This is a genomic window from Dorea sp. AM58-8 (assembly GCF_003464045.1).
Taxonomy (GTDB): Bacteria; Bacillota; Clostridia; order Lachnospirales; family Lachnospiraceae; genus Claveliimonas; species Claveliimonas ammoniilytica.
The window spans coordinates 77,673-103,566 of record NZ_QSDM01000008.1; the positions used below are offsets into that span (position 1 = coordinate 77,673).

Sequence of the window (25,894 nt, forward strand, 5' to 3'; positions counted from 1 at the left end):
ACAAATAATTCAATAACAGAAAGGAAGTATTTATTATGAAAAAGACTTACAAAATCGACGTAGACTGTGCAAACTGCGCAAATAAGATGGAGCAGGCAGCAAAGGAGACGGCAGGCGTTAAGGATGCAACTGTTAACTTCATGATGCTGAAGATGATCGTGGAATTTGAAGAGGGACAGGAGCCTAAGAAGGTTATGAAAGAAGTCCTGAAGAACTGCAAGAAAGTAGAAGACGACTGCGAGATCTTCCTGTAAGATACAGCTGGATGGTAACAGATATCTGCAGAGAATAAAGCGGAAAATGAATTAGAAAGGACAGGAGCAGATATGACAAAGAAACAGAAAAAGGTATTGATCCGTATTATCGTTGCGGCAGTACTGATCATTGCATTCAGTTTTCTTCCATTAGAGGGATATATCAGATTTATCTGTTATATGGTGCCGTATCTGGTAATCGGATACGACGTACTGCGCAAAGCAATCAAAGGTATTCTGAATAGACAGGTATTTGACGAGAATTTCCTGATGGCGGTAGCTACCGTAGGTGCGATTGCGCTGGGTGATTATAAGGAAGGCGTATCCGTAATGCTGTTCTATCAGATTGGCGAGCTGTTCCAGAGTTATGCGGTAGGCAAGAGCAGACGGAATATCAGTGAGCTGATGGATATCCGACCGGATTATGCGAATGTTGAAAAAGATGGAGAACTGGAACAGGTGGATCCGGATGAAGTAGAAGTTGGCACGGTGATTGTCGTACAGCCGGGTGAGAAAGTGCCGATTGATGGCGTGATCACAGAAGGCAGCAGCACACTTAATACCAGTGCACTGACTGGTGAAAGCCTTCCGAGAGAAGCAAAAGCCGGTGATGAGGTTATCAGTGGATGTATCAATATGACAGGTCTGCTGAAGATTCAGACGACCCGTGAGTTTGGGGAGTCTACCGTATCCAAGATTCTGGAACTGGTGGAGAATTCAAGTTCCAGAAAGTCGAGATCTGAAAATTTTATTTCGAAATTTGCAAGATATTATACACCGGCAGTCTGCTACGGCGCACTGGCACTGGCAATCCTGCCGCCAATCGTGCGCATGCTGGCGCTGGGACTTGCGCCGGAATGGGGTGACTGGATCTATCGGGCACTGACATTTCTGGTTATCAGTTGTCCTTGTGCACTGGTTATCAGTATTCCGCTCAGCTTCTTTGCCGGGATTGGCGGAGCAAGTCATGAAGGTGTATTGGTCAAAGGTTCCAATTATCTTGAGACCATGGCGCAGACCAAATATGTAGTATTTGATAAGACCGGTACGATGACACAGGGCGTATTTGAGGTCAGCGGAGTACATCACAATACAATTCCGGAGGAGCAGATTCTGGAGTACGCAGCATTGGCAGAGTGTTCGTCCTCACATCCGATCAGTAAGAGTCTGCAGAAAGCATATGGCAAGCCAATCGATCGTAATCGTGTAACGGATATAGAAGAGATCAGCGGACATGGCGTGAAGGCTAAAGTTGATGGCGTAGAAGTGGCGGTTGGTAATGTGAAGCTGATGAAGAAGATGAATCTCCCATACAGCGAATGCCATGAAGTAGGTACAATTGTACATGTGGCAGTGGATGGAACTTATGCTGGACACATTCTGATATCAGATCAGTTGAAGCCTCATGCAAAACAGGCAATCCAGGATCTGAAGCGCGCGGGTATCACGAAGACAGTTATGCTGACCGGAGATATGAAGCGGGTGGCAGATCAGGTGGCAGCAGAGCTTGGCATTGATGAAGTACACAGCGAACTACTTCCGGCAGATAAGGTTGCGAAGGTAGAAGAACTGCTGGCTAAGAAAGGCGAGAAAGAGAAACTTGCATTTGTCGGTGATGGGATCAATGATGCACCGGTGCTTTCCAGAGCAGATATCGGAATTGCCATGGGAGCTCTTGGATCTGATGCAGCCATTGAAGCGGCCGATGTGGTGCTGATGGATGATGATCCACAGAAGATTGCAAAGGCGATTAAGATATCCAGAAAATGCTTACGCATTGTATATGAGAACATTTATTTTGCACTTGGTATTAAAGCAATCTGCCTGATCCTCGGAGCACTTGGTATAGCGAATATGTGGATGGCGATTTTCGCAGACGTGGGAGTTATGGTGATTGCAGTTCTTAATGCGATCCGTGCACTGTTTGTAAAGAACCTCTAGGAGTGATAAAATGGAAAAAAAAGCAAATGATGTGGAGATCTGTGAATCTTGCGAGGTACATGAGAATCTCCTGAAAATAGTAAATGAGACCATTCCGGCTGAGACGGAGCTGTATGATCTGGCGGAATTATTCAAGATCTTCGGAGACTCCACAAGAATCCGAATTCTGTATGTGCTCTTTGAAGCAGAGGTATGTGTCTGCGATCTGGCAGAGGCATTGAATATGACACAGTCAGCTATTTCCCACCAGCTCAGGATACTGAAGCAGAACAAGCTGGTCAAGAGCAGACGGGAAGGTAAGTCTGTATTCTATTCACTGGCAGATGATCATGTGCGTACGATCATCGATCAGGGACGGGAACACATCGAAGAAGATTAAGAGATAAAAGATATTAGATATTAGCAGGAGCAGTCCGGGAGGACTGCTCCTGTTGACGTATCAGGGGAGCAGATGGTACACTAGAGAGCATAGATGCAGGGAGGCAAAATATGAAGAACCCATTACACTATCAGATATCAGAATGTGATTGCGGACCGACATCGATGTTGAATGCGATCAGCTATCTTTTTGATCGGGAGGATATTCCACCGGAGATTATACGTAATGTGATGTTATATTGTCTGGACTGCTACAGTGCAGAAGGTGTGCCGGGACAGAGCGGCACTTCGCGTATGGCTATGATGTTTTTGTCAAATTGGCTCAATGAATTTGGCAAGATCGGCAGGCTGTCAGTAAACAGTGCATATCTGTCCGGAGAAGATGTATACTATACCTTGGCGATAGCAGTCGGATCAATGATGTCTTACGCAGAGGTGGAGCTGTCGTAGTAAGACTGTTTCTGGATGAATGGCACTATGTGACATTGACGGGAATCCAGGATGGCAAGATTAAAATGTTTGATCCATATTACTGGACAGAACCATATGAAGAGAAAGATATCGAGATACATATGGATCATCCGATGGAGTATAACCGCATTGTGCCGGAGCAATATTTTAATCAGGATGAAGAAAAATTATATGCACTGGGGCCGGTGGCAGGAAGAGAAGCAGTGTTATTGTCCAATAGAGAGACACTTCTGACGCCGGAGCGGACGATAGAATATTTTATATAGTATGTTGTGTATGGAAAAATGAGCTTAAATAAAGGGGTTGTATTGGTGACAAATAGAAAGTCAGATAGTGTAACTAATCAAATTTTGAGAAAGGATGGTTTATCAATAGAGAAATTAGATAAACTTTCATATTGCTCAAAATTAGGAATAAATTTGAAAAAGAATCTTCATTATTTTGATAAGAAAAGTTTTTGATGATTTGTTGGGATTTCGAACATTATGTGATGATTATGAAGTTATATTGGAATTGAAAAAATTTGAACATATCCGTGTTGCTGACATGTCAAATGGAAAAGCATTTGATGATGGATATCGAGGCGTGCATGTATATTATCAGGCAAGTAATTATCATTATCCTATAGAAATTCAATATAATACATTTTATGATCGTCAATTAAATAATTGGCTTCATAAATATGTGTATAAACAAAAGTATGATAATGCAGTAGGATGTGTATTGCGGAAAGAATATGAGAATGGTAAAATCAGGTCAGAAAGTGATTTTAAGGAGGTGCTAGATTATGTGTTATCTGATTGCAAAGAAATTCGGTAGTGTTGGCAGTTTGGCGTTACAGACTTCGCATGGTCAGCATTTAGTGGATTTTAAAAGAAAAATAATGTCTGAGGTTGGAACTGATGAGATTCAGTTGGTCACAATTAGTCGACCATCAGCATATGGAGAGTATGAACCTTATCAGTTTGTGGATACAGAGCAAGAGTTTGAACAGAAAGTGAAAGTGCTTTAGAGAGACAGGCAGTTGATTTTGAATCAACTGCCTGTTGTAATGTTATGGGAAAATAAGAGAGGCAGAAAAATCGAATCTCGTTATAAAATATTGACAAATGTAGTATCAATCTCTATAATTCCAACAACTAAGATGAAATGGGAATTGATTAACTTGTTGGTTAATCGAAAGAGGAGGAGATGGATATGGTTCTGGATATGTTCTATGAGGAGAATACCAAGGTAGTAGTATCGTATCTGCCGGTTTGGGAGTTCTTCTTTTCTATGCATGTATTGGCAAATCCTGAACATCATGTGTCACGAAAGAAATGGGTTTATGCAAAGGAAGTAGCCTTTCCTGATGTAGTTAATAAGATTCGTGAATTGAAGGAAATAACCAATTCATGGATTCTGGTTATTGATTCAGAGAAATGGAAAGAAATACGCCAAATGGAAATTGTGGAAATGCTTGCTTATTTTCAGGGTAAAAATATTTATCAGTGGAATCAATGGATTAAAGATTCTGCTGGAAGTGAAATGAGTAAAAATGATCGAGACCGAGTGTTACGTGTAATGAAACAATATTATGATCTGGTGTTTCGAAAGGAAGAAATTATCCTACGTACATATCTGATGCGGGTACTTCAGGACGAAAAAGAGAAGGGGAAAAAGGATGGAATGTGGAAGTGGATTGGAACGATTCATTCCAGATTACAAGTTGAGTCGGAAGAAGTTGTCTATATGAAGAATCGTGAGTTTCGGTATAAGAAAAGTGAGATACAGACTATATGGATGACCGTCAGTACTTTTGTGTATCCACATTTATGGCTTTATAAGCATGGAGATGAGTTGGAAGTTGTAAAGGGGATTATTGTGGAACAGGCGAAAGGCGATATTCCGGAAGAATTCGTACAGCTATTTAAAGCGCTTGGAGATAAGAACAGACTTCGAATCATCAAATTACTTATGAAAGATGTGGCTACGACACAAGAACTGGCTAGCAGGCTGCAGATTAGCGAAGCAGCTGTTTCAAAACATTTAAAGATTTTAAATGAGGTTAATCTGGTACGGAAAACAAAGAATGGGTTTTATATGGAATATAGATTTGATGAAGAAATGATTCGTTATATACCGTATCGATTTTATGAGGTTATGATGATGTGAGAAAGGAGATTGGAAGTGATGCAAGTATATTATAAGTTTATGAATGTGCATTGGATGGTTGCCGGGAATCAAGATGTGATAGATGCTATGGATAGATTATTGGCGGATTATTTTGTTCGTGAGAGTGAAAATGAAGAGATAGATTTCCGTGTGTTTCTGGAAAATAAATCATATGATGAACTTCGGGAAATACTGGAATTTGGTCAAAGGATAGTTATCCATAACAGTAAGAAAAGTGCAGTGCATGAAGCGGGAACTGAATACAGAAATGGATTGACGACCAGTATATATAATCATGCCACAAAAAGTGTGTATAGATTGAATTATTTATCTAAGGAAATTCACATTTATAATTCGGATAAAGGAGTACTTCATAAAGATGGAATACGAGTAGTACGTGATATAGTAAAAGTGTTGGCAGAAGAGAAGAGTCGTGCTGTAATGCTGCATGCGGCCGCATTATATAAAAAGGAATACGGAGGCATTATATTAGTCGGAGGTAAAGGATGTGGAAAAACGAGTGTGTCTCTGGAACTTTTATATAAATATGGTTTCTCAGAAGTATCAAGGGATCGTATTATGCTGAAAAAAGAGAACTCGAAATACATGATATATGGTTGGCCTAACTATTATAATCTGACGATTCGAACAATGAATAAATATGATAATACCAGACAGTTAATACCTAAAGAATATCTGAGTTTATCAATTGATGAAATGGAGAATGTTAACAGGAAAATGCAGTTCACGGCAAAAGAAATGCGGATAGATCATAAAGCGGCAACTGCGGAGTTGAAACATGTGTTTTATTTGAATAATAATGCAAAAGGAATATGTCTGAGTAAACAGGAACTATTGGCCATTAGCTGTTATACACCGGATGATCTGAATTATCCAGACTGGCATCATTGGGGAGACAGCAGTAGAAAAGAAGCAATTACATTTGCTGAAAATTTGCAACAGGAGATAGATTCTACGGTCATTGATTGGAATTCACCAGAAGAGGCAGCGGAAGATATAAAAAGATCATTTTTGAAGTAGAGAGAATAATATCAGGCTGGACTGACAAAGCAGTTCAGCCTGATATTGATATTACAGTTCTACGATTTTAGCCCGATGATAAGCTGTACGTATTCGTCTTCGTCATTGACAAGTTGAGAATGGCTTCGCCTGATGCAATGTATAGTCAATACCGTCCACGCGGATATCTAAATCTCCGCATTCTACACGGGTAAGCTACAGTTCTTTATGCCAGTGCGGATTGCAGTCATAGGCGTACCTCCGTTCTTTGTATATAGCTAGTGTAGCATAAATTCAGGCCTTTTGCTTCTGATAATAAAAAACAGCATCCGCGGGAGGGTAAAAGCGGATGCTGTTTTGCACATATCGTGCAGTTTATTACGATAAATCAGAGCGCTTTGTGCTCTTTTGAAATAGACGTTACAACTTTCATGCAAGCCAGAAGTGCGATCAGGTTCGGCAGAACCATCAGACCGTTGAACATATCTGCCATATTCCACACCAGATCTACCTTTAATGTAGAACCAATAATAACGAAGATTACTACGATTACGGCATATACCTTTACTGCTTTGTTACCAAAGAGGTGGCGTACATTGACTTCTCCGAAGTAATACCAGCCAATGATGGTGGTAAACGCGAAGAACAGCATACATATGGCGATGAAGATATTTCCAAAATCACCAAATCCCACATTAAATGCACTCTGTGCCAGTTCTGCTCCGGTCTGACCATTTCCCAGAACTCCGGTAGACAGGATAACCAGTGCTGTCATAGTCAGGATGATAAATGTATCGATGAACACACCCATCATAGCAATGATACCCTGCTCGCATGGATTGGATACTTTAGCTGTTGCATGTGCATGAGGTGTAGAACCCATACCTGCTTCGTTGGAGAACAGACCTCTTGCAACACCGAAACGCATAGCTTTCTGTACGGTCACACCCAGCATACCGCCAGCAACTGACTGTGGTGAAAATGCACCTACAAAGATATCCTTAAATGCAGTACCTACACCTGGAAGGTGTGTTACCAGAATGATCAGGCTTCCAAGTACGTACAGGAGAGCCATGATCGGTACGATTTTTTCTGTGAAGCTTGCGATACGGTTGATACCTCCGATGAAAATGATAGCAGCTACAATTGCTACGAAGATACCAACAGCGATAGTCGGTACGTGGAATGCATTGTTAAATGCAACTCCGATAGAGTTGGACTGTACCATATTACCCATGAATCCCAGTGCAAGGATGATGGCTACAGAGAAGAAACCGGCAAGGAACTTACCGAAGCTTCCTTTGAATATGTATTTGATGTAATATACCGGACCGCCGATTACAGTACCGTTTTCTACTTTACGGGTGTGCTGAGCCATAACTGCTTCAGCGTAAATCGTAGCCATACCGAAAAACGCGCTGACCCACATCCAGAAAATGGAACCGGGTCCACCGGATGCAATAGCGGTAGCAGCTCCGGCAATATTACCGGTACCGACCTGCGCAGCAATGGCAGTAGTCAGTGCCTGAAAAGAACTGAGACCTTCTTCGCTTTTTCCACCGTGCAGCGAAAAATTACCGAACAGTGAACGCATACCTTCGCCAAACTTACGTACCTGAATGAACTTCAGGCGGAAGGTAAAAATGATACCTGCGCCAAGGAGCAGTACCAACAGTGCGTAGTCCCAGAGAAATGTGTTGACCAGATCAACGATTTTTGCAATGAATTCCATGTTTTTTTCCTCGATTCCTCTCAAAATTATTAAGCCATAGAAGATATGGGAAAAGCTCTGCCTGAAAAATGGATAGATGAAAAAGATTCACATAGAGGGCTCCCCGGGAATTCAATTTGTGGAACAAAAAAATCCCGGGGAGAATCCACGAGATCTTGGTATATCAAAATAATAAAAACAACAAGGTTGTTTTAATATACTAGTCACACTGTCCTTTTGCCTGAGAGATTCGCGGAACCTATGTCCTGCTTTCACCTTCGGCACCCACTTAAGGGATTCTCCAGAGGGCCATCCAATTACAGTCTCGTCTCTAAATGGAGACACCTGAGAGTATTATTCCTTCGGCGGGCATGATGCCTGCTTTCCTGCAATCTTCGATTGGCTCGATATTCAATTATCGTGGTTTATTATAACATGTATACAATCCTTGTCAACCCCCGCAAAAAATATTTCTGGTGGTTTCTGGAGTATTGACAAATGTAAGGAAAGAATACATAATATAGGTTATTAGTAGATTATTTAGAGACGATTTACAGGAGTTTAATATAGATGCTTACGCAGTTTTCAAGAACAGAATTATTGCTGGGAAAAGAGGCAATGCAGCGGCTTGAAGGAGCCAGAGTTGCAGTCTTTGGTATTGGCGGTGTGGGTGGTTATGTATGTGAGGCGCTGGCAAGAAGTGGTGTGGGCGCGCTGGATCTGGTTGATGATGATAAAGTGTGTCTGACGAATCTGAACCGCCAGATCATAGCTACGAGAAAGACCGTTGGCAGGTATAAGACAGAAGTTATGAAGGAACGAATTCTGGATATTAATCCTAAGGCGAAGGTTGAGATTCATAATTGCTTTTTTCTTCCGGAGAATGCAGACGAATTTCCATTTGAGGAATATGATTATATCGTAGATGCGGTAGATACTGTGACAGCGAAGATTTCCCTTGTGATGAAAGCAAAGGAGTGCAATGTACCGATCATTAGCAGCATGGGTGCTGGGAATAAGCTGGATGCAAGTCAGTTCAAGGTGGCAGATATCTATAAGACAAAGGTATGTCCGTTGGCGAAGGTTATGCGGCGAGAACTTAAGAAGCGCGGAGTGAAGAAGCTGAAGGTAGTATATTCAGAAGAACAGCCTACGAGACCGAAAGAAGATATGTTGATCAGCTGCCGTACGAACTGCATTTGTCCACCGGGAGCCAGTCATAAGTGTACGGAACGGAGAGATGTTCCGGGAAGCGTAGCATTTGTGCCGGCAGTTGCAGGATTGATCATAGCAGGAGAAGTGGTCAAAGATCTGGGACAGATTGGATAAGTTAATTTTTAAAATTAAAGTAAATATATATGAGGTGAAAGAGTTGAAGGTACTGGAAGAGAAGATTCTGGCGGAAGGCCGGGCATTGAATGAAAACGTATTAAAAGTAGACAGTTTTATCAATCATAAGGTAGATCCTGAACTGATGCATGAGATTGGCAAAGAGTTTGCAGAGCATTTCAAGGATCAGGGGATTACTAAGATCGTGACGATTGAGAGTTCTGGTATTGCACCGGCGCTTATGACAGCATATGAGATGAATGTGCCGATGGTTATTCTGAAGAAGCAGCCATCGAAGGTGTTGAATGATGATCTGTATCAGACACTGGTAAGCTCATTTACCAAAGGAACCAGTTATGAATTGACTCTTTCCAGCCATCAGATCAGTGAAGCGGATCATGTCCTGATCATTGATGATTTCCTTGCCAATGGTGAGGCTGCCACAGGTGCACTGAGGCTGCTGAGAAAAGCACATGCCACGATTGCAGGTGTGGGTGCACTGATTGAGAAGTCTTTCCAGCCAGGACGTGAGAAGCTGGAAGCACAGGGTGTGCATGTATATTCTCTGGCACGTATTTCCAGACTTGGCAAAGGCATTATTGAATTTGTACAGGAATAGAAAAATGGTAGTCATAAAACTTGACGTATTTTGTTATATATGACAGAATATTGATAGACAATATTTTCGAATAATGAGGAAGCAATTTGAACAATATTTGTTGAATTGCTTCCTTTTGTATTATGAGGGAGTAACAGATGAAGAGGACAAGATTCAGTGCATTTATATGTTTTCTGGTATTTTGTATTGTTATGGTATTATGCGGATGCCAGAAGGAGGAGAAGGAATCAGATAAAAAACTACCGCAGATTCGAGTGGGCGGAGTGGTGTATGAACCATATTTTTATAAAGACATTGACGGAGAATTTACCGGGATTGATGTGGAACTGGCGAAGGAAGCATTTCACCGAATGGGATATGAACCAGTTTTTGTTGATGTAGATATTGCAAAGGTAGATTCTGCACTTCCGGAAGATATCGTTGATTGTCTGTGGAGCTGTTATACGATGGAAGAGCGGGAAGATAAATATCTGTGGGCCGGACCATATCTGTATACGAGAAGAGTACTGGCGGTGAAGACCGGCAGTGATATTAAGACAATTGAAGATCTGGAAGGGAAGACGATTGCAGTACAGGCTAATTCTATGACAGAAAAGATATTTCTTGAGAATATGAATCCTGAGATCCCTACAGAGTATAAGTTACATACTTATCGTACAATCGCAGATGCTTTTACCGCTTTGCGGAAAGGCTATGTGGATGCAGTTGGTGGACATGAGGCGACTTTGGGTCAGTATACAGCGGAATATCCGGAGGCTTATCAATATTTGAATATCAGCCTGTACAGATCCAGGCTTGGTGTTGCGTTTGCAAAGGATAAAGACGAGCAATTGGTACAGAAACTGACGCAGACTTTGAGTGAGATGAGAGAGGATGGAACAATTACGGAGATATTGACAGGATATCATCTGGATGTGGAGTCTAATTTGTACAAAGAGGAGGAGTAATGCGCAGATTGCTGAGTAATGAATCAAAAAACAGAAGAAAACTTCAGCTGCTGAGTGCGATAATAATCATAACTGGTTATCTGATCCTATATGTGGTGTTTCAGATTACATCTAATTCAGAAAAGCACAATATCAGTCAGGAAGCGGATGAAGTGCTGGAGTTCCTGCAGTCAAGCTGCCAGAAATATGATGATTACCAGCTTGGCAATCAGGTTGATAATCTGCAGAATTTACAGCTGAAAGCGGAGAATCTATGCCGTTATCTGAACGATATTGTATTAAGCAGTAATGATCAGCTTGCACAGTTCGAGGAGGATCAGTCTCTGACAGGAATATGGATATTGGATGCCGATCTGAATACAGAGTATTATGCTGACCGTGATCAGATGGAAAGAAGTAATTTGCTGGAACAGATTCTGTCCGAAGATAATGCTGCTAATGTACAGCAATATCCGCAGAAAAGTTATGCGGAGCGGATTGTGCTGGATGATAGCAGTTATGACTATGTGATCATTGCGAGAGAAGACAGAGACGGCGTAATCATTTGCTATGAAGATGTGACAGCAGATGATGAAGACATGAGTGAATTTTCATTAAATTCACTACTTTCCGGGGACAGTTTCCGTAATAATGCGATCATTGTAATCACAGATGGCAAACAGGTTCTGTGTTCCAATGCGAAAGAGCAGGTTGGTCGGATGATGGAGAAATGTCCGGCTGTGGATATAGAGGATGGAGAAGCAAGTGATTCAGATCATGGAATGTTTCAGATGACCAGCAACGGAGATAACTGGTACGGTAAACACGATATATACAGGGAGTATTATCTGTATGTGTTTTATAAAGATTCGGATGTGTTTTCCAATAGACAGTCGGTTGTGGTCATGACACTGGCGCTGTATATTTTTGGATGCCTGAGTCTCATTATTCTGGTGCAGTATATCAGGAGATCTAAAATGAAGAGAAAGGAAAAAGAATATCATCTGATCAATGTGATCGCCAGTATTTACAGTGCTAATCTGGCATTATATCCAGAGGAAAATATCTGGAAACCGATTGTGATGTCAAAGCGTCTTGAAAAGGTGATCAGTCATATAACGCAGGCAGACCGGATGCTGGACACATTTAACAGAGAACGGGTGGCTCCGGCATATCAGGAAGCTTTTGGAGAATTTCTGAAGCTTAAGGATCTGGAAGAACGCCTGGGTGATCGCAGATTTATAGGATATACGTTTGAAGATGTAGAGGGGCTCTGGTATCAGGCACTTCTGATTCCACAGAAGTCTGAGCAGGATGATCATAAACAGATCGTTATGCTGGTTATCCGTGATGTATCAGAACAGAAGAGAAAAGAGATGACGTATCAGGAAGATCTGCGTGTGACAGCCGAAGAAGCAGAACGGGCCAATGCGGTTAAGACAGATTTTCTGAAACGGATGAGCCATGATATGCGTACTCCGATTAACGGAATCAGAGGGCTGGTAAATATCGGTAAGAATCATATCCATGATGTGGATAAAATAGAAGAATGTCTGGATGAGATCATGCGGAGTTCGGACATGCTGGTGGATCTGGTGAACAACGTTTTGAATATGAGTAAGCTGGAATCTGGTGGTATCCAGCTTACAGAAGAAGCTTTTGATCTGCAGGAGATGTTGAATGATGTGGAACGTTTTGTAAATGTGCAGGCAGAGCGGAAGCAGATCAGTCTTCAGATTAATTCTGCCGAAGTAGAACATTATCATTTGATCGGAAGTCCGTTACATATTCATCAGATTTTCCAGAATATTATAGAAAATGCAGTGAAGTTCAGCATGGACAGTGGAAGTGTTAATGTAGTATGCAGAGAACTTGCAAGTGATGAGAATACAGTAGAGCTGGAGATGGTATGCGCAGATACCGGTATCGGTATGAGTGAAGAATTTCAGAAGCATGTCTTTGAGGCTTTTGTTCAGGAGGATACAAGTGTCAGAACAACTTATTCGGGCATAGGATTGGGACTTGCCATTACAAAGAAGCTGGTAAATTGCATGGATGGTGAGATCAGCTTTGAAAGTGAACGGGGGATTGGAACAGTATTTACTGTAAAGCTTCCGGTACAGATCGACCGGGCATATTATCAGTTGTCAGAGAAAAAAGATCCATTACAGGTGATGAAAGGACTTCAGATTCTGTTGGTAGAAGACAACGAACTTAATATGGAAATTACAGAATATATGATGACAGAACAGGGAGCTGTTGTGACTGAAGCGTGGAATGGAAAAGAAGCAGCAGATATCTATGAAAGCTGTGAGTCAGGCACATTTGATGTGATCCTGATGGATATTATGATGCCGGTTATGAATGGGTTGGAAGCTGCGAGATGCATCCGGGCATCGGAAAAAGAAGATGCGCAAAGCATACCGATCATTGCTCTTTCGGCGAATGCATTTGATGATGATATTGCACAAAGCCTGGCGGCGGGTATGAATATGCATCTGGCAAAACCTCTGGAATTTCAGAAAGTTATTGAGGCAATAGCTGTTCTTGTGGTACAATAATTGCTAAAGTATCAAAAAGCGTAAAATGAATTGAGAGGAGAGACTATGGAAAAGCATGGTGAAAAGAGAAGTACGTTTTCCGGTAAGCTGGGATTCGTACTGTCGGCAGCGGGAGCTTCCGTAGGATTAGGAAATATCTGGAGATTTCCATATCTGGCAGCAAAGTATGGCGGAGGAATTTTTCTGTTGGTGTATATTATACTGGCATTGACATTTGGATATACGATGATCGTGGCAGAGACAACGATTGGTCGTATGACAAAGAAGAGTCCGGTAGGAGCGTATCAGTCGTTCGGTAAGGCGGGGTGGATGAAGTTCGGAGGCTGGATCAATGCTGTTATTCCGATTTTGATCGTACCGTATTATTCGGTGATCGGAGGATGGGTTATTAAGTATCTGGCAGGCTATGTGATGGGACAGGGTACAGATCTCGCATCTGACGGATATTTTTCAGCATTTATATCAGATGGAGTATCTACAGAGATTTGCTTTATTCTGTTTTCATTATTTACGGTAGCAATTATTTATGCCGGTGTTCGTAACGGTGTGGAGCGTGTATCCAGGTTTATGATGCCGATACTGGTGGTATTATCTATAATTATTGCTGTTTATTCGGTAACAAGACCGGGAGCTATGGCCGGTGTAAAGTATTTCCTGGTTCCGAACATGGATAATTTTTCGTGGATGACGGTGGTTGCTGCAATGGGACAGATGTTTTATTCGCTGTCCATTGCAATGGGTATTCTGGTAACATTTGGTTCTTATATGAAGAGAGACGTAGCGATTGAGGATTCTACAAGAAATGTAGAGATTTTTGACACGGCGATTGCGATTATGGCGGGACTTATGATCATTCCGGCGGTATTTGCATTTTCAGGCGGAGATGCAGCAAGCCTGCAGGCAGGACCGTCACTGATGTTTATTACGATTCCGAAAGTATTTGAAAGCATGGGACTTGGAAGACTTGTTGGTATTATGTTCTTTCTGCTGGTACTCTGTGCAGCAGTGACCAGTTCTATTGCATTGACAGAGAGTGCGGTATCTACATTCCAGGATGAACTGAAATGGGGACGTAAGAAAGCAACCGTAGTTGTCGGCGTTATCATGATTACACTGGGAAGTCTGTCAGCTCTTGGTTATGGACCGTTAGCAGGGGTGAAGATTATTGGAATGCAGTTCCTGGATTTCTTTGACTTCCTGACTAATTCTGTTATGATGCCGATCGCAGCATTTACAACCTGTCTGCTGGTATCTAAAGTAATTGGAGTAAAGAAGATTGAGGAAGAAGTTCTCCACGGAGAAGGAACTTTCCGTAGAAAGAAGATCTTCAATTTTATGATCAAATATCTCTGCCCGATTTTTGCAGCCATTATTCTGCTTAGTTCGGTGGCTAATGCATTTGGGTGGATTTCCATGTAATGATTGATATTGAATGTGTGAACCCTCGTTAGTAATCTACTGGCGTGGGTTCTTTTGAAGAGGTGCTATAGAAGAATGAAACAACAACACATGTTCACGAATCGTATGATTCGGAGCCTTCTGATTCCGGTTGTATTGGAACAGTTACTTAATTCCATCATGGGTACAGCAGATACGATGATGGTAAGTAATGTTGGCTCAGCAGCAATCTCAGCGGTTTCGTTGGTGGATTCGATCAATATTTTAGTAATTCAGGCATTTTCAGCACTTGCAGCGGGCGGTGCGATCGTTTGCGCACAGTACATAGGACAACAGAATCAAGAACGTGCTAATGAATCAGCGAGACAGGTATTATTTATTATTACCCTGATCTCAATTGTTGTCAGCGCAATCTGTCTGGGGTTTAAGAAGCCATTACTCCGGTTGATATTCGGGTCGGTGGAAGCTGATGTCATGAGGGCATCAGAGATTTATTTCTTTTATACGGCACTGTCATTTCCATTTATAGCGTTGTATGATGCGGCGGCATCTATTTTCCGGGCGCAGGATAATACTAAGGGACCGATGACAATATCTATGATTTCTAATATCATGAATATTGTAGGCAATGCAATCATGATCTGGGGCTTTCATATGGGAGTAGCAGGAGCAGCAATTGCGACGTTGATTTCTCGTATTTTCTGTGCACTAGTTGTGTTGATCCAGCTCAGAAGAGACAGGCAACCGATTGTTGTGCGTGATTATCTGAAGATCCGTCCGGACTGGCCGATGATTGGAAGAATACTTGGAATCGGGATTCCGTCAGGTGTTGAGAATAGTATGTTTCAGCTGGGAAAACTTGCAATACAGTCTACGGTATCTACGCTTGGAACTGTTGCTATTGCAGCACAGGCAATGACGAACATTCTGGAGAATCTGAATGGAATCGCAGGTATCGGTGTCGGAGTAGGTCTGATGACGATAGTTGGACAGTGTATGGGGGCAAATCGCAAAGACGAAGCAGTCTATTATATTAAAAAGCTCTCTGTCATTGCAGAAGTTACGATTATCGTAAGCTGTCTACTGGTATTTATACTGACGAGACCGGTTACGATGCTTGGAGGCATGGAGAAGACCAGTGCAGATATGTGCTGGCATATGGTTATGTGGATTACCATAGTGAAACCAATTATGTGGGTTTCGGCATTCGTTCCGGCATATGGTCTGCGAGCAGCGGGAGATGTAAAATTTTCGATGATAAGCTCCTGCGCAGTTATGTGGCTGTGCAGATTCTGCCTGTCTGTATTGCTGATCCGCGGATTGGGATTCGGTCCGATGGGTGTCTGGATTGGAATGTTTGCTGACTGGACAGTGCGTGCAGTGCTCTTTACATGGAGATTCCACAGCAGAAAATGGTTGGAACATAAGGTGATATAACGGTATAGGAGGAACGATATGAACGAATTATACGAAATTATTGAAGCGAAAATCAAGGCATCCGGTTATCCACGAAAGATATCAGGTGCAGAGGTGTATGATGATATCTGTGATCAGATTGATGGTAAGGAGAATGGAGAATACCTGTTGCTTTCACATTTTGAAGAGGGTGTGATATTTGAATATCATATTACGATTCATGATGAAGATTTTAATCTGGGAGTTTTGACGATGAAAACTCCCGAGGGAGTCTTTGAAGTAGATTTTGATGCTGAATAATATTAGAAACTCAGAGCTATGATTAATCAAACAGATTTGATTAATCATAGTTCTTTCTATATTATATGGCAGAGGGTATTATTTACCCCATACCTCTTCTGCGATTTCTTTTACAAGACGAAGCTTATTCCACTGTTCTTCTTCGGTAAGCTTGTTACCAATCTCACAGGAGGCAAAGCCGCATTGCGGACTGAGATACAGTCTGTCCAACGGAATGTATTTGGCAGCTTCGTGGATTCTTGCAATGACATCTTCTTTATTCTCGAGAGCAGGAGTCTTGGTAGTGATAAGTCCAAGTACAACTTTCTTGTCTCCGGATACTTTTGCAAGTGGCGCAAAACCGCCGGATCTTTCATCATCATATTCCAGATAGTATGTATTTACGTGTTCTTCTCCGAATAGCAGATCTGCAATACCATCATAAGCGCCGGAACTGAAAAATGTGGAATGATAATTTCCGCGGCATACATGAGTGTTGATAATCAGATCGGTCGGTGCAAGAGCAACTACACGATTGTTTAAGTCGAGAATCAGTTTCTTATATTCTTCCAGCTGTTGACCGCGTCGGCCGGTGAGTGCAACGGCAAGTTTTGGATTTACCATGCCGCCCCATACGCAATCATCAAATTGCAGATTACGGCATCCGGCTGCATAAATTTCAGCGACAAATTCATTGTAGGCTTTTACTACATCGTCAGCGAAAGCTTCTTCTGTTCCGTAGATATCTAGCGTAGTGGTGAGAAGCTCAGCACCTGTAAAGTAAGCATAGAACTGTCCCGGTGAAGGAATGGTCTGCTTTGCAATGGTATTTTCGTCCTCCAGAGCCTTGAGGAATTTGAAATGTTCTACGAATGGATGCTCTTTGACAGAAAGCTTACTGATCATATAAGTATCATCGATCATAGCTGCTTCTCCATCGAAGGTGGTATTACCATCTAAGGTTTTCTTGTGCTCGATTCCATTGAATCCCCACATGAAGTCCAGATGCCAGGTGGAACGGCGGAATTCACCATCTGTAATTACGTGATATCCCAGATCTTTGATCTTGCTGACCAGATCAATGATGCATTCGTCCTCAACTTCTTTTAACTGTGACGGATTGATCATGCCTGATTCAAAATCAGCTCTGGCTTTTTTTAACCGCTCTGGGCGGAGAAAGCTTCCTACATAATCATATCTGAAAGGTGTCTGTAATGAATTCATTCTAATGTCCTCCATATAATATATTTTATAAGTTTCAAGTGATGTTTTTCATTATATATGGATAGAAGAAGATTGAAAAATACATAAAAATTCGGGTTGTCCATAGTTTAAAACTATGGATAACCCGATCAGATGAAATATTTTTTGAGAGCTTCCAGATAAGAGCATCCCAGTCTGCTGAGCATTCCTCGTTTGTGCGTGATGTATCCGATACGCATATCATCATCGACAGCCAGAGGGACTGCAATAATATCACGTCCATTCAGATTCTCGTCGATGACACCACTACATACAGTATAGCCATTTAAACCAATCAATAGATTGAATAAAGTTGCTCTATCCCTGACGCGGATATTTTTTCTGCGTTCAGAAGAAGAAAAGATTTCTTCCGAAAAATAAAATGAATTGTGTTCTCCCTGCTCAAAAGAGAGATAAGGATAGGCTTCCAGTTCTTCATTGGTAATTACTGCATTCTGCGCGAGCGGGTGTGAACGGCTGATAAATACATGCGGTCTGGCAGTGAATAATGGATGGAATGAAAGATCATGCGATTTCAGGATTTTGGTTAAAACGACTTCATTGAATTCATTTAAAAACAAAATGCCAAGTTCGCTGCGCATTTTTGCTACGTCGTCAATGATCTCATATGTCTGGGTTTCACGAAGACTGAAATCATAATCATCTTGTCCGTATTCTTTGATGAGATCAACGAAAGCATTTACTGCGAAAGAATAATGTTGTGTTGATACACAGAAGTTCTTTTTACCACCAGGCGTATGTTTGTATTTATCCTCCAGAATTGCTGCCTGTTCCAGCACTTGTCTGGCATATCCAAGGAAATCATCACCTTCCTTAGAAAGTGTGATTCCCTTGTTAGTCCGGTTAAAAATGATGATATTCATTTCCTTTTCCAGTTCATGTATTGCATTGGTCAGACTGGGCTGGGAAATATAAAGCTTGTTAGCGGCCTCGGTGATCGTACCGGTCTCGGCTACAGTAATGACATATTTTAACTGTTGAAGAGTCATGTGAAAAACCTTTCTGTAAACGATGGTGTTATTTGTTACTGCATCACATGATAGTATATCTCAGAAGAGAATGCAATTAAATTAACTGAAATACTGCTCCATAATTGTCAATAGAATCTTCTGTACTGCCTTTGAAGAAAAAGATGTGTTGCTAGTGGTGGCTCCTTGAAGAGAGCAGCCTGGGAAACAATAATTTACATATGGAACATCGCGTGCTATACTGACAATCAAGAAAAAGAAAAGGGATGAATGTCAATTGAAACGAATAGATTTCGAACATGGAACAGTAACTGGCAATATTCTTGGCGCAGCACTTCCAATGCTGGTTGCCCAGATACTGAATCTGTTGTATAACATCGTAGACCGTGTTTATATTTCACGGATTCCGGAAGTAGGGACAGCTGCGCTTGGAGCAGTTGGCCTCTGTTTTCCATTGATTGTAATTATCAGTGCATTTGCCAATCTGTTTGGAACTGGTGGTGCACCGCTTTTTTCTATATTCAGAGGCAAAAAAGAGGAAACAAAAGCAGTTGGTGTAATGAATACATCATTTTTACTGGTATGCGTCAGTGCTATTCTGTTGATGATGATCGGACTTGTATTTGCACGTCCATTACTTGTGCTGTTTGGAGCATCTGATACGACTATGATTTACGCATATCCATATATGATGCTGTATCTGATTGGTACCCTGCCGTCGATGATTGCAATTGGAATGAATCCATTTATCAATGCACAGGGATATTCACTGATCGGCATGCTTTCTGTTGCTATCGGGGCATTGACGAATCTGATATTGGATCCTGTGTTTATATTTCTGTTTGGATTAGGCGTGCGTGGCGCGGCAATCGCAACGGTTATCTCACAGTGTCTTTCAGCAATGTTTGTATTATTCTTCCTTATGAAAAAAGCAGAACTGAAAGTGCGTTTCTTACATAGAGATGAATTGGCAGATTGTAGAGGATATGCGCAGAATATTGTAAGTCTCGGAACATCTGGATTTATCATGCAGCTGACGAACAGTCTGGTAACTATCTGTTGTAATAATGTGCTGTCTGTTGTTGGTGGTGATATTTATATTTCAGTTATGACGATCATATCCAGTGTCCGGCAGCTGGTAGAAACGCCAATTCATGCAATGAATGAGGGAACATCACCAATCTTAAGCTATAATTACGGGGCACGTAGACCGGCAAGGGTGCGCAAAGCAATGGTGGTTATGGGACTTATGGTTCTTGGATATACAGCTGTTATGTGGGGGGCGATCATACTTGTCCCGGAGACATTAATCGGAATATTCAGTTCGGATACAGAACTTTTGAAGGATGCGGTGCCGGCTCTTCATCAGTATTTTGCTGCATTTATTTTCATGGATCTGCAGTATATTGGTCAGACGGTATTCAAGTCAATGAATAAAAAGAAGCAGGCGATATTCTTTTCCCTGCTCCGTAAAGTAGTTATCGTAGTTCCGTTGACCTATCTGATGCCATACGCACTGGATATGGGACCAACCGGTGTATTTATGGCAGAGCCGGTGTCCAATGTAATCGGTGGAAGTGTGTGCTTTATTACGATGCTGTGCACGGTGCTGCCGGAATTGAAACGAATGAAACACTGAAGAATTTTTATGATATAATGTAGCAGACTGATTTGAAAGGAATAAGAGATTAATATGCATACAGTAAAGAAATTTATTCAATATTACGCTCCGTATAAGGGGGTATTTTTTCTGGATTTGATTTGTGCCGCAGTGATCAGTTTGGCCGATCTGGCTTTTCCGCAGATTTTACGAACATTGACGAAGACATTATTTACAGAGAGTTCTGATGCGATTTTGCGGGCATTGATTCCGATCACACTCGTGTTGCTTGTTATGTATGTGATTCAGGCAGGATGCAAGTACTATGTTAGTTATCAGGGACATATGATGGGAGCACATATGGAACGAGATATGCGCCAACAGTTATTTGATCATTATGAAAAATTATCATTTTCATATTATGATCAGAATAACTCAGGACAGATGATGAGTAAACTGGTATCGGATTTATTCGATATCTCGGAGTTTGCGCATCACGGACCAGAGAATTTATTTATCTCGTTGATTAAAATCGTTGGATCTTTTGTATTTCTGTTCCTGATCAACTGGAAACTGGCGATTCCGCTTCTGGTGCTTGTGACATTTATGCTGTTTTTTTCTTATGGGCAGAACAAGAAGATGCAGGCAACATTTATGGATAACAGACGTAAGATCGGAAATCTGAATTCCAGCCTTCAGGATACGCTGGCAGGAATCCGTGTGGTACAGTCTTTTGCGAATGAAGATATTGAACGGGAGAAATTTAAAAAGAGCAATCAAAGTTTTTTGATCTCAAAGGATGCAAACTATCGTTGTATGGGTAGTTTTACAGGAGGCAATTTATTCTTTCAGGGGATGATGTATCTGATAACGCTGGTATTTGGAGGCTGGCTGATCGCACATGGACAGATGAAGCCGGCAGATCTGGCGATGTATGCGCTTTATATTGGCATTTTTATCAGTCCGATCCAGATTCTGGTAGAGCTTACGGAAATGATGCAAAAAGGGTTGTCCGGATTCAGGAGATTTTTAGATGTCGTTGAGACAGAACCGGAGATTGTAGATGCAGAAGATGCGGAGCCACTGGAAAATATCAAAGGGCATGTGCGTTATGAAAATGTTTCCTTTCATTATAATGACGATGACTCACTGGTTCTTGATAATGTTTCTTTTGATATCCCGGCAGGAAAATCGATTGCGTTGGTCGGACCATCCGGAAGTGGAAAGACAACCATCTGTTCGTTACTTCCGAGATTTTATGATGTATCTGGAGGACGTATTACAATCGATGGGAAGGATGTGCGGAAACTGACATTACAAAGTCTTCGTAATCAGATCGGATTGGTGCAGCAAGATGTATATCTGTTTTGTGGAAGTATTCGTGAGAATATTGCGTATGGCAGACCAGATGCATCAATGGAAGAGATTGTTGAGGCGGCAAAGAAGGCTAATATTCATGAATTCATCATGGGACTTCCGGATGGGTATGAGACATTCGTTGGTGAGAGAGGAACCAGATTGTCCGGCGGTCAGAAACAGCGCATTTCTATTGCAAGAGTATTTTTGAAGAATCCATCTATCCTGATTCTGGATGAGGCAACGAGTGCTCTGGATAATGAAAGCGAGAAATTTATCCAGCAGAGTCTGGAAGAACTGGCAAAAGACAGAACTACAATTACCATTGCACACAGATTGTCAACGATCCGTAATGCTGATGAAATTCTGGTGGTTGCAGAAAACGGGATTGCAGAACGCGGAACGCATGATGAGCTGTTGGCAAAAGGTGGGATTTACGCACACTATTATGAAATGTCATAATTTTAACCATGATATTCTGAAAAATTTATAGGAATGCGCTATTATCAAATTGACACAGGAATGTGGTAGAGTATAATTACAATTGAATACACTGAAAAATGGAGGAATTACATGAAAGTACATAAATATTGGTCAGTTGGAGCATTAATTACAATGTTTGGGACTTATTACACTGGATATAAAAAGCTGAAATCAAGTCATAAATACTTTGCTTTAAGTTCTATGTTATGTATGGTAATGGCGATATATACAGGTCATAAAATGATTACTGGGAATAGAAAAGAAAAGGCAAAAAAAGAGAAAGTTACAGATGGAGAGGAATAAATAATGTTGGGAGTAGGAATTAAGGCACCTGATTTTGAGTTGCCCGATCAAAATGGGAAAATACATAGATTATCGGATTATACAGGAAAAAAAGTGATTTTATATTTCTATCCCAAGGATAATACAGCGGGATGCACGAAACAGGCATGTGGTTTTTCCGAGAGATACCCTCAGTTTACCGAAAAAGGTGCGGTTATTCTTGGAGTCAGTAAGGATTCTGTATCCTCTCATAAGAGATTTGAGGAAAAATATGGATTGGCATTTACACTTTTAGCAGATCCAGAGCGGAAAGTTATTGAAGCTTATGATGTATGGAAAGAAAAGAAAAATTATGGAAAAGTCTCTATGGGAGTAGTAAGAACCACATATCTTATTGATGAACAGGGGATTATTATAAAGGCAAATGATAAAGTCAAGGCTGCAGATGATCCTGAAAATATGCTTAAGGAATTAAATTAATGAAGATAATATTATCCCCTGCTAAAAAGATGATTACAGATATTGACAGCATAGCACCGGATGCATTGCCTGAGTTTATTGAAAAGACGACTGAGATACAAAGTTGGTTGAAAAGTAAGTCAAAAGAAGAACTGAAGACTATCTGGAAATGTAATGACAAAATTGCAGAACAGAATTTCAATAGATTTGAAAACATGGATCTTTATCATTTACTTACTCCAGCTGTGTTATCATATGAAGGAATTGCTTTTCAATATATGGCTCCATCCGTGTTTGAGGACAGTCAGTTCGAGTATGTACAAAATCATTTGAGAATAATATCTGCATTTTATGGTGTGTTAAAACCAAGAGATGGTGTGACGCCTTATCGTTTGGAAATGCAGGCAAAGATCAGGATTGGAGATGCCAAAAATCTGTATGAGTACTGGGGTGACTTGTTATACCACTCAGTAATAGATGACAGCAGGATTATCATTAATCTTGCATCAAAAGAATACTCAAAATGTATAGAAAAGTATTTGACACCACAGGACAGATATATTTCGGTTACATTTTGTGAAGCTTCTGGAGATAAAATGGTAACAAAAGGTACATATGCCAAGATGGCTCGTGGTGAAATGGTCAGATTTATGGCAGAAAATAATATTGAGAATCCGGTAGATATTAAGAAATTCGACAGACTTGGTTATTCATTCCGGCCTGATTTATCATCAGATGCTGAATATGTTTTTGAACGAAAAATAGAACAATGATTTAGATTAAAGATGCGTAGCACGGGCATCTTCTCATAAAATACCGGATTTGCTGGAAAGAATTCATAACACTCATGGAATCGAATTTTTGGATTATGATATTTCATTTAAAGGTATTTGCCCAAAATGCAGGGAGAAGCTAAAGGAGGAAAAATGGATAGGAAAGCAATGTATAAGTTGAGTTATGGATTGTTTGTACTGACTGCCAGGGAAGATGAAAAAGACAATGGATGTATTATTAATACAGCCATTCAGGCAGCTTCAGAACCGAACCAGTTAAGTATCTGCGTCAACAAAGCAAATTACACGCATGACATGATTCAGAGAACTGGAAAATTCACAGTATCAGTCTTAAGTCAGAAGGCACAGTTTGAATTGTTCAAATATTTTGGTTTCCAATCAGGAAGGGATACCAATAAATTTGAAGCATTTGAAAAGTGTGCTAGGGGTACAAATGGTATTTATTATATTACAGAAGGTACAAATGCATACATTTCTGTAACAGTTAATAAAACGGAGGACTTAGGATCACATACAATGTTTATCGGTGAGATAACAGATATGGAAGTTTTAAGTAATGTTCCTTCTGTCACATATGATTATTACCAGAATAATATTAAACCTAAGCCACAGGCAGTCGGAAAAACCGAGGATGGGCAGACAATATGGCGTTGCAGAATTTGTGGATATGAATATGTAGGAGAAGAATTACCGGATGATTTTATATGTCCTTTATGTAAGCACCCGGCATCAGATTTTGAAAAAATAGTAAAGAAAACGGAGGAAAAAGAAATGGTAGCAAACAAATACGTAGGAACACAGACTGAGAAAAATTTACAGGAGGCATTTGCAGGGGAATCGCAGGCAAGAAATAAGTATACCTATTTTGCTTCTGTAGCGAAAAAGGAAGGCTACGAGCAGATGTCAGCATTGTTTTAAAAACCGCAGATAATGAGAAAGAACATGCAAAGATGTGGTTCAAGGAATTAGCAGGAATTGGTGACACAAAGGAAAACCTGGCGGCAGCGGCAGAAGGCGAAAATTATGAGTGGACAGATATGTATGAAGGCTTTGCTAAAACAGCTGAGGAAGAAGGATTCCCTGAACTTGCAGCAAAATTCAGGGCAGTAGGTGAGATTGAGAAGCACCATGAGGAAAGATATCGTGCACTTCTTAAGAATATTGAAACTGCTAAAGTTTTTGAAAAGAGTGAAGTTAAAGTATGGGAATGCCGTAACTGCGGACATATTGTGGTAGGAACTAAGGCACCTGAAGTATGTCCGGTATGTAATCATCCACAGAGCTATTTTGAAGTACATGAAGAGAATTATTAAGGGGATGAGATTATTACGAAGAAGAAAGTGATTAATTCAAAAAAAGCAGTAATGATAGGATGTGGCTTTGTTGGTTCGGCATCGGTATTTGCCCTGATGCTGCAATTGTTGTCATATCTGCCGGAGCGGGGCAAAAATCGGGAGAGACAAGGCTTGATTTAGTAAATAAAAATGTAGCAATATTTAAGTCAATCATTCCTGAAATAGCAAAGAGAAATTTTGCGGGTATCATGCTTGTAGTAGCTACAGCAGTCAATTCATGGGTTCTGGAAATGCTAAAAACACTTGACATTCGTGCTAAGATTACAAAATAATTCAGATACAACAGTAATATATTTATAAGGAGGAACAAACTAATGAAATATGTATGTGACGTTTGCGGATGGGAATATGATGAAGAGGAAGGTTATCCTGAAGGTGGTATTGCACCAGGAACAAAGTGGGAGGATGTTCCGGAAGATTTTGAATGTCCATTATGTAATGTTGGAAAAGATCAGTTTTCAGAAGTTGAATAGAAGCCTAATCTTGTGTTAAATACGGATGGATAAATCAAAACCCTGGTGCGTGAGCAACAGGGTTTTTTATTGCGATATTTTGTGATGATATCACAGAAAATAATCTACCTTTTGCTTATAATGTAGCTAGAAACTAAGTAAGGAGGTAGTCTAAATGAGATTAAAAGATAAAGTTGCAATCATTACGGGTGGAAGCCGTGGCATAGGATTTGCTACAGCTGATAAATTCTTGAAGGAAGGCGCTACAGTTGTATTGGCGGCAAGTTCACAGGAATCGGCAGATACTGCTGTAGATAAATTAAAAGAAAATATCCCAATGCAGTAGTTGCTGGAATTAGTCCAAATCTTGCAAGCATGGCAAGAAGTTAAGGCAATGTGGTATGGTGATGTTATCACAGAAAAGA

23 protein-coding genes, 5 pseudogenes and 1 riboswitch are annotated in these 25,894 nt (G+C 40.9%); of the genes and pseudogenes, 25 read left to right on the forward strand and 3 right to left on the reverse strand.

Translation table 11 applies throughout. The annotated features are described in order from the left end of the window. Window positions 1-35: 35 nt before the first annotated feature. The 8 genes and pseudogenes from DXA18_RS07830 to DXA18_RS07865 all read left to right on the forward strand — a co-directional run bounded on the left by DXA18_RS07830 (window position 36) and on the right by DXA18_RS07865 (window position 6,239). Window positions 36-254: a cation transporter gene (locus tag DXA18_RS07830; RefSeq protein WP_118383427.1), complete on the forward strand. Its 219-nt coding sequence runs from the start codon at window positions 36-38 to the stop codon at window positions 252-254. 72 nt (window positions 255-326) lie between these two features. After that, window positions 327-2,195, forward strand: coding sequence for a heavy metal translocating P-type ATPase (locus DXA18_RS07835; protein WP_118383428.1), 1,869 nt, complete (start codon window positions 327-329; stop codon window positions 2,193-2,195). A gap of 10 nt (window positions 2,196-2,205) precedes the next feature. Beyond that, entirely contained in the window at window positions 2,206-2,574 is a 369-nt protein-coding gene (locus tag DXA18_RS07840) for an ArsR/SmtB family transcription factor (RefSeq protein WP_118383429.1), read from the forward strand. A 110-nt stretch (window positions 2,575-2,684) separates the two neighbouring features. Next, a pseudogene (locus DXA18_RS17375) lies at window positions 2,685-3,310 on the forward strand (peptidase C39). Window positions 3,311-3,512: 202 nt separating this feature from the next. Further along, entirely contained in the window at window positions 3,513-3,863 is a 351-nt protein-coding gene (locus tag DXA18_RS07850) for a hypothetical protein (RefSeq protein ID WP_243007072.1), read from the forward strand. Continuing rightward, window positions 3,832-4,056, forward strand: a complete 225-nt coding sequence (locus tag DXA18_RS07855; RefSeq protein WP_118383430.1) for a DUF6718 family protein — start codon at window positions 3,832-3,834, stop codon at window positions 4,054-4,056. Before DXA18_RS07850 ends, DXA18_RS07855 begins: the two co-directional genes overlap by 32 nt. A gap of 185 nt (window positions 4,057-4,241) precedes the next feature. Further along, the gene (locus DXA18_RS07860; RefSeq protein WP_158567106.1) at window positions 4,242-5,198 is read left to right on the forward strand and encodes an ArsR/SmtB family transcription factor; all 957 of its coding nucleotides are present in this window, start codon (window positions 4,242-4,244) and stop codon (window positions 5,196-5,198) included. An 18-nt stretch (window positions 5,199-5,216) separates the two neighbouring features. Beyond that, window positions 5,217-6,239 carry a hypothetical protein gene (locus DXA18_RS07865; RefSeq protein ID WP_118383432.1) on the forward strand — a complete coding sequence of 341 codons (1,023 nt, stop codon included), beginning with the start codon at window positions 5,217-5,219 and terminating at the stop codon, window positions 6,237-6,239. A 367-nt stretch (window positions 6,240-6,606) separates the two neighbouring features. Here DXA18_RS07865 and DXA18_RS07870 read toward each other — a convergent pair whose 3' ends face one another. Then, window positions 6,607-7,950, reverse strand: a complete 1,344-nt coding sequence (locus DXA18_RS07870) for an alanine/glycine:cation symporter family protein (RefSeq protein WP_118383433.1) — start codon at window positions 7,948-7,950, stop codon at window positions 6,607-6,609. Between the two features lie 198 nt (window positions 7,951-8,148). Next, window positions 8,149-8,244, reverse strand: a riboswitch (glycine riboswitch). A 255-nt stretch (window positions 8,245-8,499) separates the two neighbouring features. On the opposite strand from DXA18_RS07870, the gene DXA18_RS07875 reads away from it, so the two are divergent. The 7 genes from DXA18_RS07875 (at window position 8,500) to DXA18_RS07905 (ending at window position 16,478) form a co-directional block, all read left to right on the forward strand. Then, the gene (locus DXA18_RS07875) at window positions 8,500-9,258 is read left to right on the forward strand and encodes a tRNA threonylcarbamoyladenosine dehydratase (protein ID WP_118383434.1); all 759 of its coding nucleotides are present in this window, start codon (window positions 8,500-8,502) and stop codon (window positions 9,256-9,258) included. A gap of 43 nt (window positions 9,259-9,301) precedes the next feature. Next, window positions 9,302-9,877 (forward strand): xanthine phosphoribosyltransferase, encoded by a 576-nt coding sequence (locus tag DXA18_RS07880; protein WP_118383465.1) that lies wholly within the window; start codon window positions 9,302-9,304, stop codon window positions 9,875-9,877. 137 nt (window positions 9,878-10,014) lie between these two features. Further along, window positions 10,015-10,824: a substrate-binding periplasmic protein gene (locus DXA18_RS07885; RefSeq protein ID WP_118383435.1), complete on the forward strand. Its 810-nt coding sequence runs from the start codon at window positions 10,015-10,017 to the stop codon at window positions 10,822-10,824. Continuing rightward, window positions 10,824-13,364 (forward strand): ATP-binding protein, encoded by a 2,541-nt coding sequence (locus tag DXA18_RS07890; RefSeq protein ID WP_118383436.1) that lies wholly within the window; start codon window positions 10,824-10,826, stop codon window positions 13,362-13,364. The genes DXA18_RS07885 and DXA18_RS07890 overlap by 1 nt, the downstream gene beginning before the upstream one ends. A gap of 45 nt (window positions 13,365-13,409) precedes the next feature. Then, a complete protein-coding gene (locus tag DXA18_RS07895; RefSeq protein ID WP_118383437.1) occupies window positions 13,410-14,783 on the forward strand; it encodes a sodium-dependent transporter in 1,374 nt (457 codons plus the stop codon). Window positions 14,784-14,858: 75 nt separating this feature from the next. Beyond that, entirely contained in the window at window positions 14,859-16,199 is a 1,341-nt protein-coding gene (locus DXA18_RS07900) for an MATE family efflux transporter (RefSeq protein WP_118383438.1), read from the forward strand. Between the two features lie 18 nt (window positions 16,200-16,217). After that, on the forward strand, window positions 16,218-16,478 hold the full coding sequence (locus DXA18_RS07905) for a hypothetical protein (RefSeq protein WP_118383439.1): 261 nt from the start codon (window positions 16,218-16,220) through the stop codon (window positions 16,476-16,478). Between the two features lie 78 nt (window positions 16,479-16,556). Here the strand turns inward: DXA18_RS07905 and DXA18_RS07910 are convergent, their stop codons facing one another. Both DXA18_RS07910 and DXA18_RS07915 read right to left on the reverse strand, forming a co-directional pair. Beyond that, window positions 16,557-17,681, reverse strand: coding sequence for a 5-methyltetrahydropteroyltriglutamate--homocysteine S-methyltransferase (locus DXA18_RS07910; protein WP_118383440.1), 1,125 nt, complete (start codon window positions 17,679-17,681; stop codon window positions 16,557-16,559). A 128-nt stretch (window positions 17,682-17,809) separates the two neighbouring features. Further along, window positions 17,810-18,709 (reverse strand): LysR family transcriptional regulator, encoded by a 900-nt coding sequence (locus DXA18_RS07915; protein WP_118383441.1) that lies wholly within the window; start codon window positions 18,707-18,709, stop codon window positions 17,810-17,812. Window positions 18,710-18,965: 256 nt separating this feature from the next. Between DXA18_RS07915 and DXA18_RS07920 the strand changes: the two genes are divergently transcribed. From DXA18_RS07920 to DXA18_RS07960, 10 genes and pseudogenes are all read left to right on the forward strand, one after another. Then, a complete protein-coding gene (locus DXA18_RS07920; RefSeq protein WP_118383442.1) occupies window positions 18,966-20,327 on the forward strand; it encodes an MATE family efflux transporter in 1,362 nt (453 codons plus the stop codon). Window positions 20,328-20,381: 54 nt separating this feature from the next. Continuing rightward, window positions 20,382-22,106 carry an ABC transporter ATP-binding protein gene (locus DXA18_RS07925; RefSeq protein WP_118383443.1) on the forward strand — a complete coding sequence of 575 codons (1,725 nt, stop codon included), beginning with the start codon at window positions 20,382-20,384 and terminating at the stop codon, window positions 22,104-22,106. A 111-nt stretch (window positions 22,107-22,217) separates the two neighbouring features. Continuing rightward, window positions 22,218-22,430 carry a DUF6219 family protein gene (locus DXA18_RS07930; RefSeq protein WP_118383444.1) on the forward strand — a complete coding sequence of 71 codons (213 nt, stop codon included), beginning with the start codon at window positions 22,218-22,220 and terminating at the stop codon, window positions 22,428-22,430. A 3-nt stretch (window positions 22,431-22,433) separates the two neighbouring features. After that, a complete protein-coding gene (gene bcp, locus DXA18_RS07935; RefSeq protein WP_118383445.1) occupies window positions 22,434-22,889 on the forward strand; it encodes a thioredoxin-dependent thiol peroxidase in 456 nt (151 codons plus the stop codon). Then, a complete protein-coding gene (yaaA, locus tag DXA18_RS07940; RefSeq protein ID WP_118383446.1) occupies window positions 22,889-23,641 on the forward strand; it encodes a peroxide stress protein YaaA in 753 nt (250 codons plus the stop codon). Before bcp ends, yaaA begins: the two co-directional genes overlap by 1 nt. A gap of 153 nt (window positions 23,642-23,794) precedes the next feature. Continuing rightward, window positions 23,795-24,415: pseudogene (locus tag DXA18_RS17380) on the forward strand (flavin reductase); the annotation flags it as partial. Between the two features lie 18 nt (window positions 24,416-24,433). Next, window positions 24,434-24,975, forward strand: a pseudogene (gene rbr / locus DXA18_RS17385) (rubrerythrin). 51 nt (window positions 24,976-25,026) lie between these two features. Then, window positions 25,027-25,232, forward strand: a pseudogene (locus tag DXA18_RS07950) (lactate/malate family dehydrogenase); the annotation flags it as partial. Window positions 25,233-25,331: 99 nt separating this feature from the next. Continuing rightward, window positions 25,332-25,490: a rubredoxin gene (locus DXA18_RS07955; protein WP_005339874.1), complete on the forward strand. Its 159-nt coding sequence runs from the start codon at window positions 25,332-25,334 to the stop codon at window positions 25,488-25,490. Window positions 25,491-25,644: 154 nt separating this feature from the next. Continuing rightward, window positions 25,645-25,847: pseudogene (locus DXA18_RS07960) on the forward strand (SDR family NAD(P)-dependent oxidoreductase); the annotation flags it as partial. Window positions 25,848-25,894 lie beyond the last annotated feature (47 nt).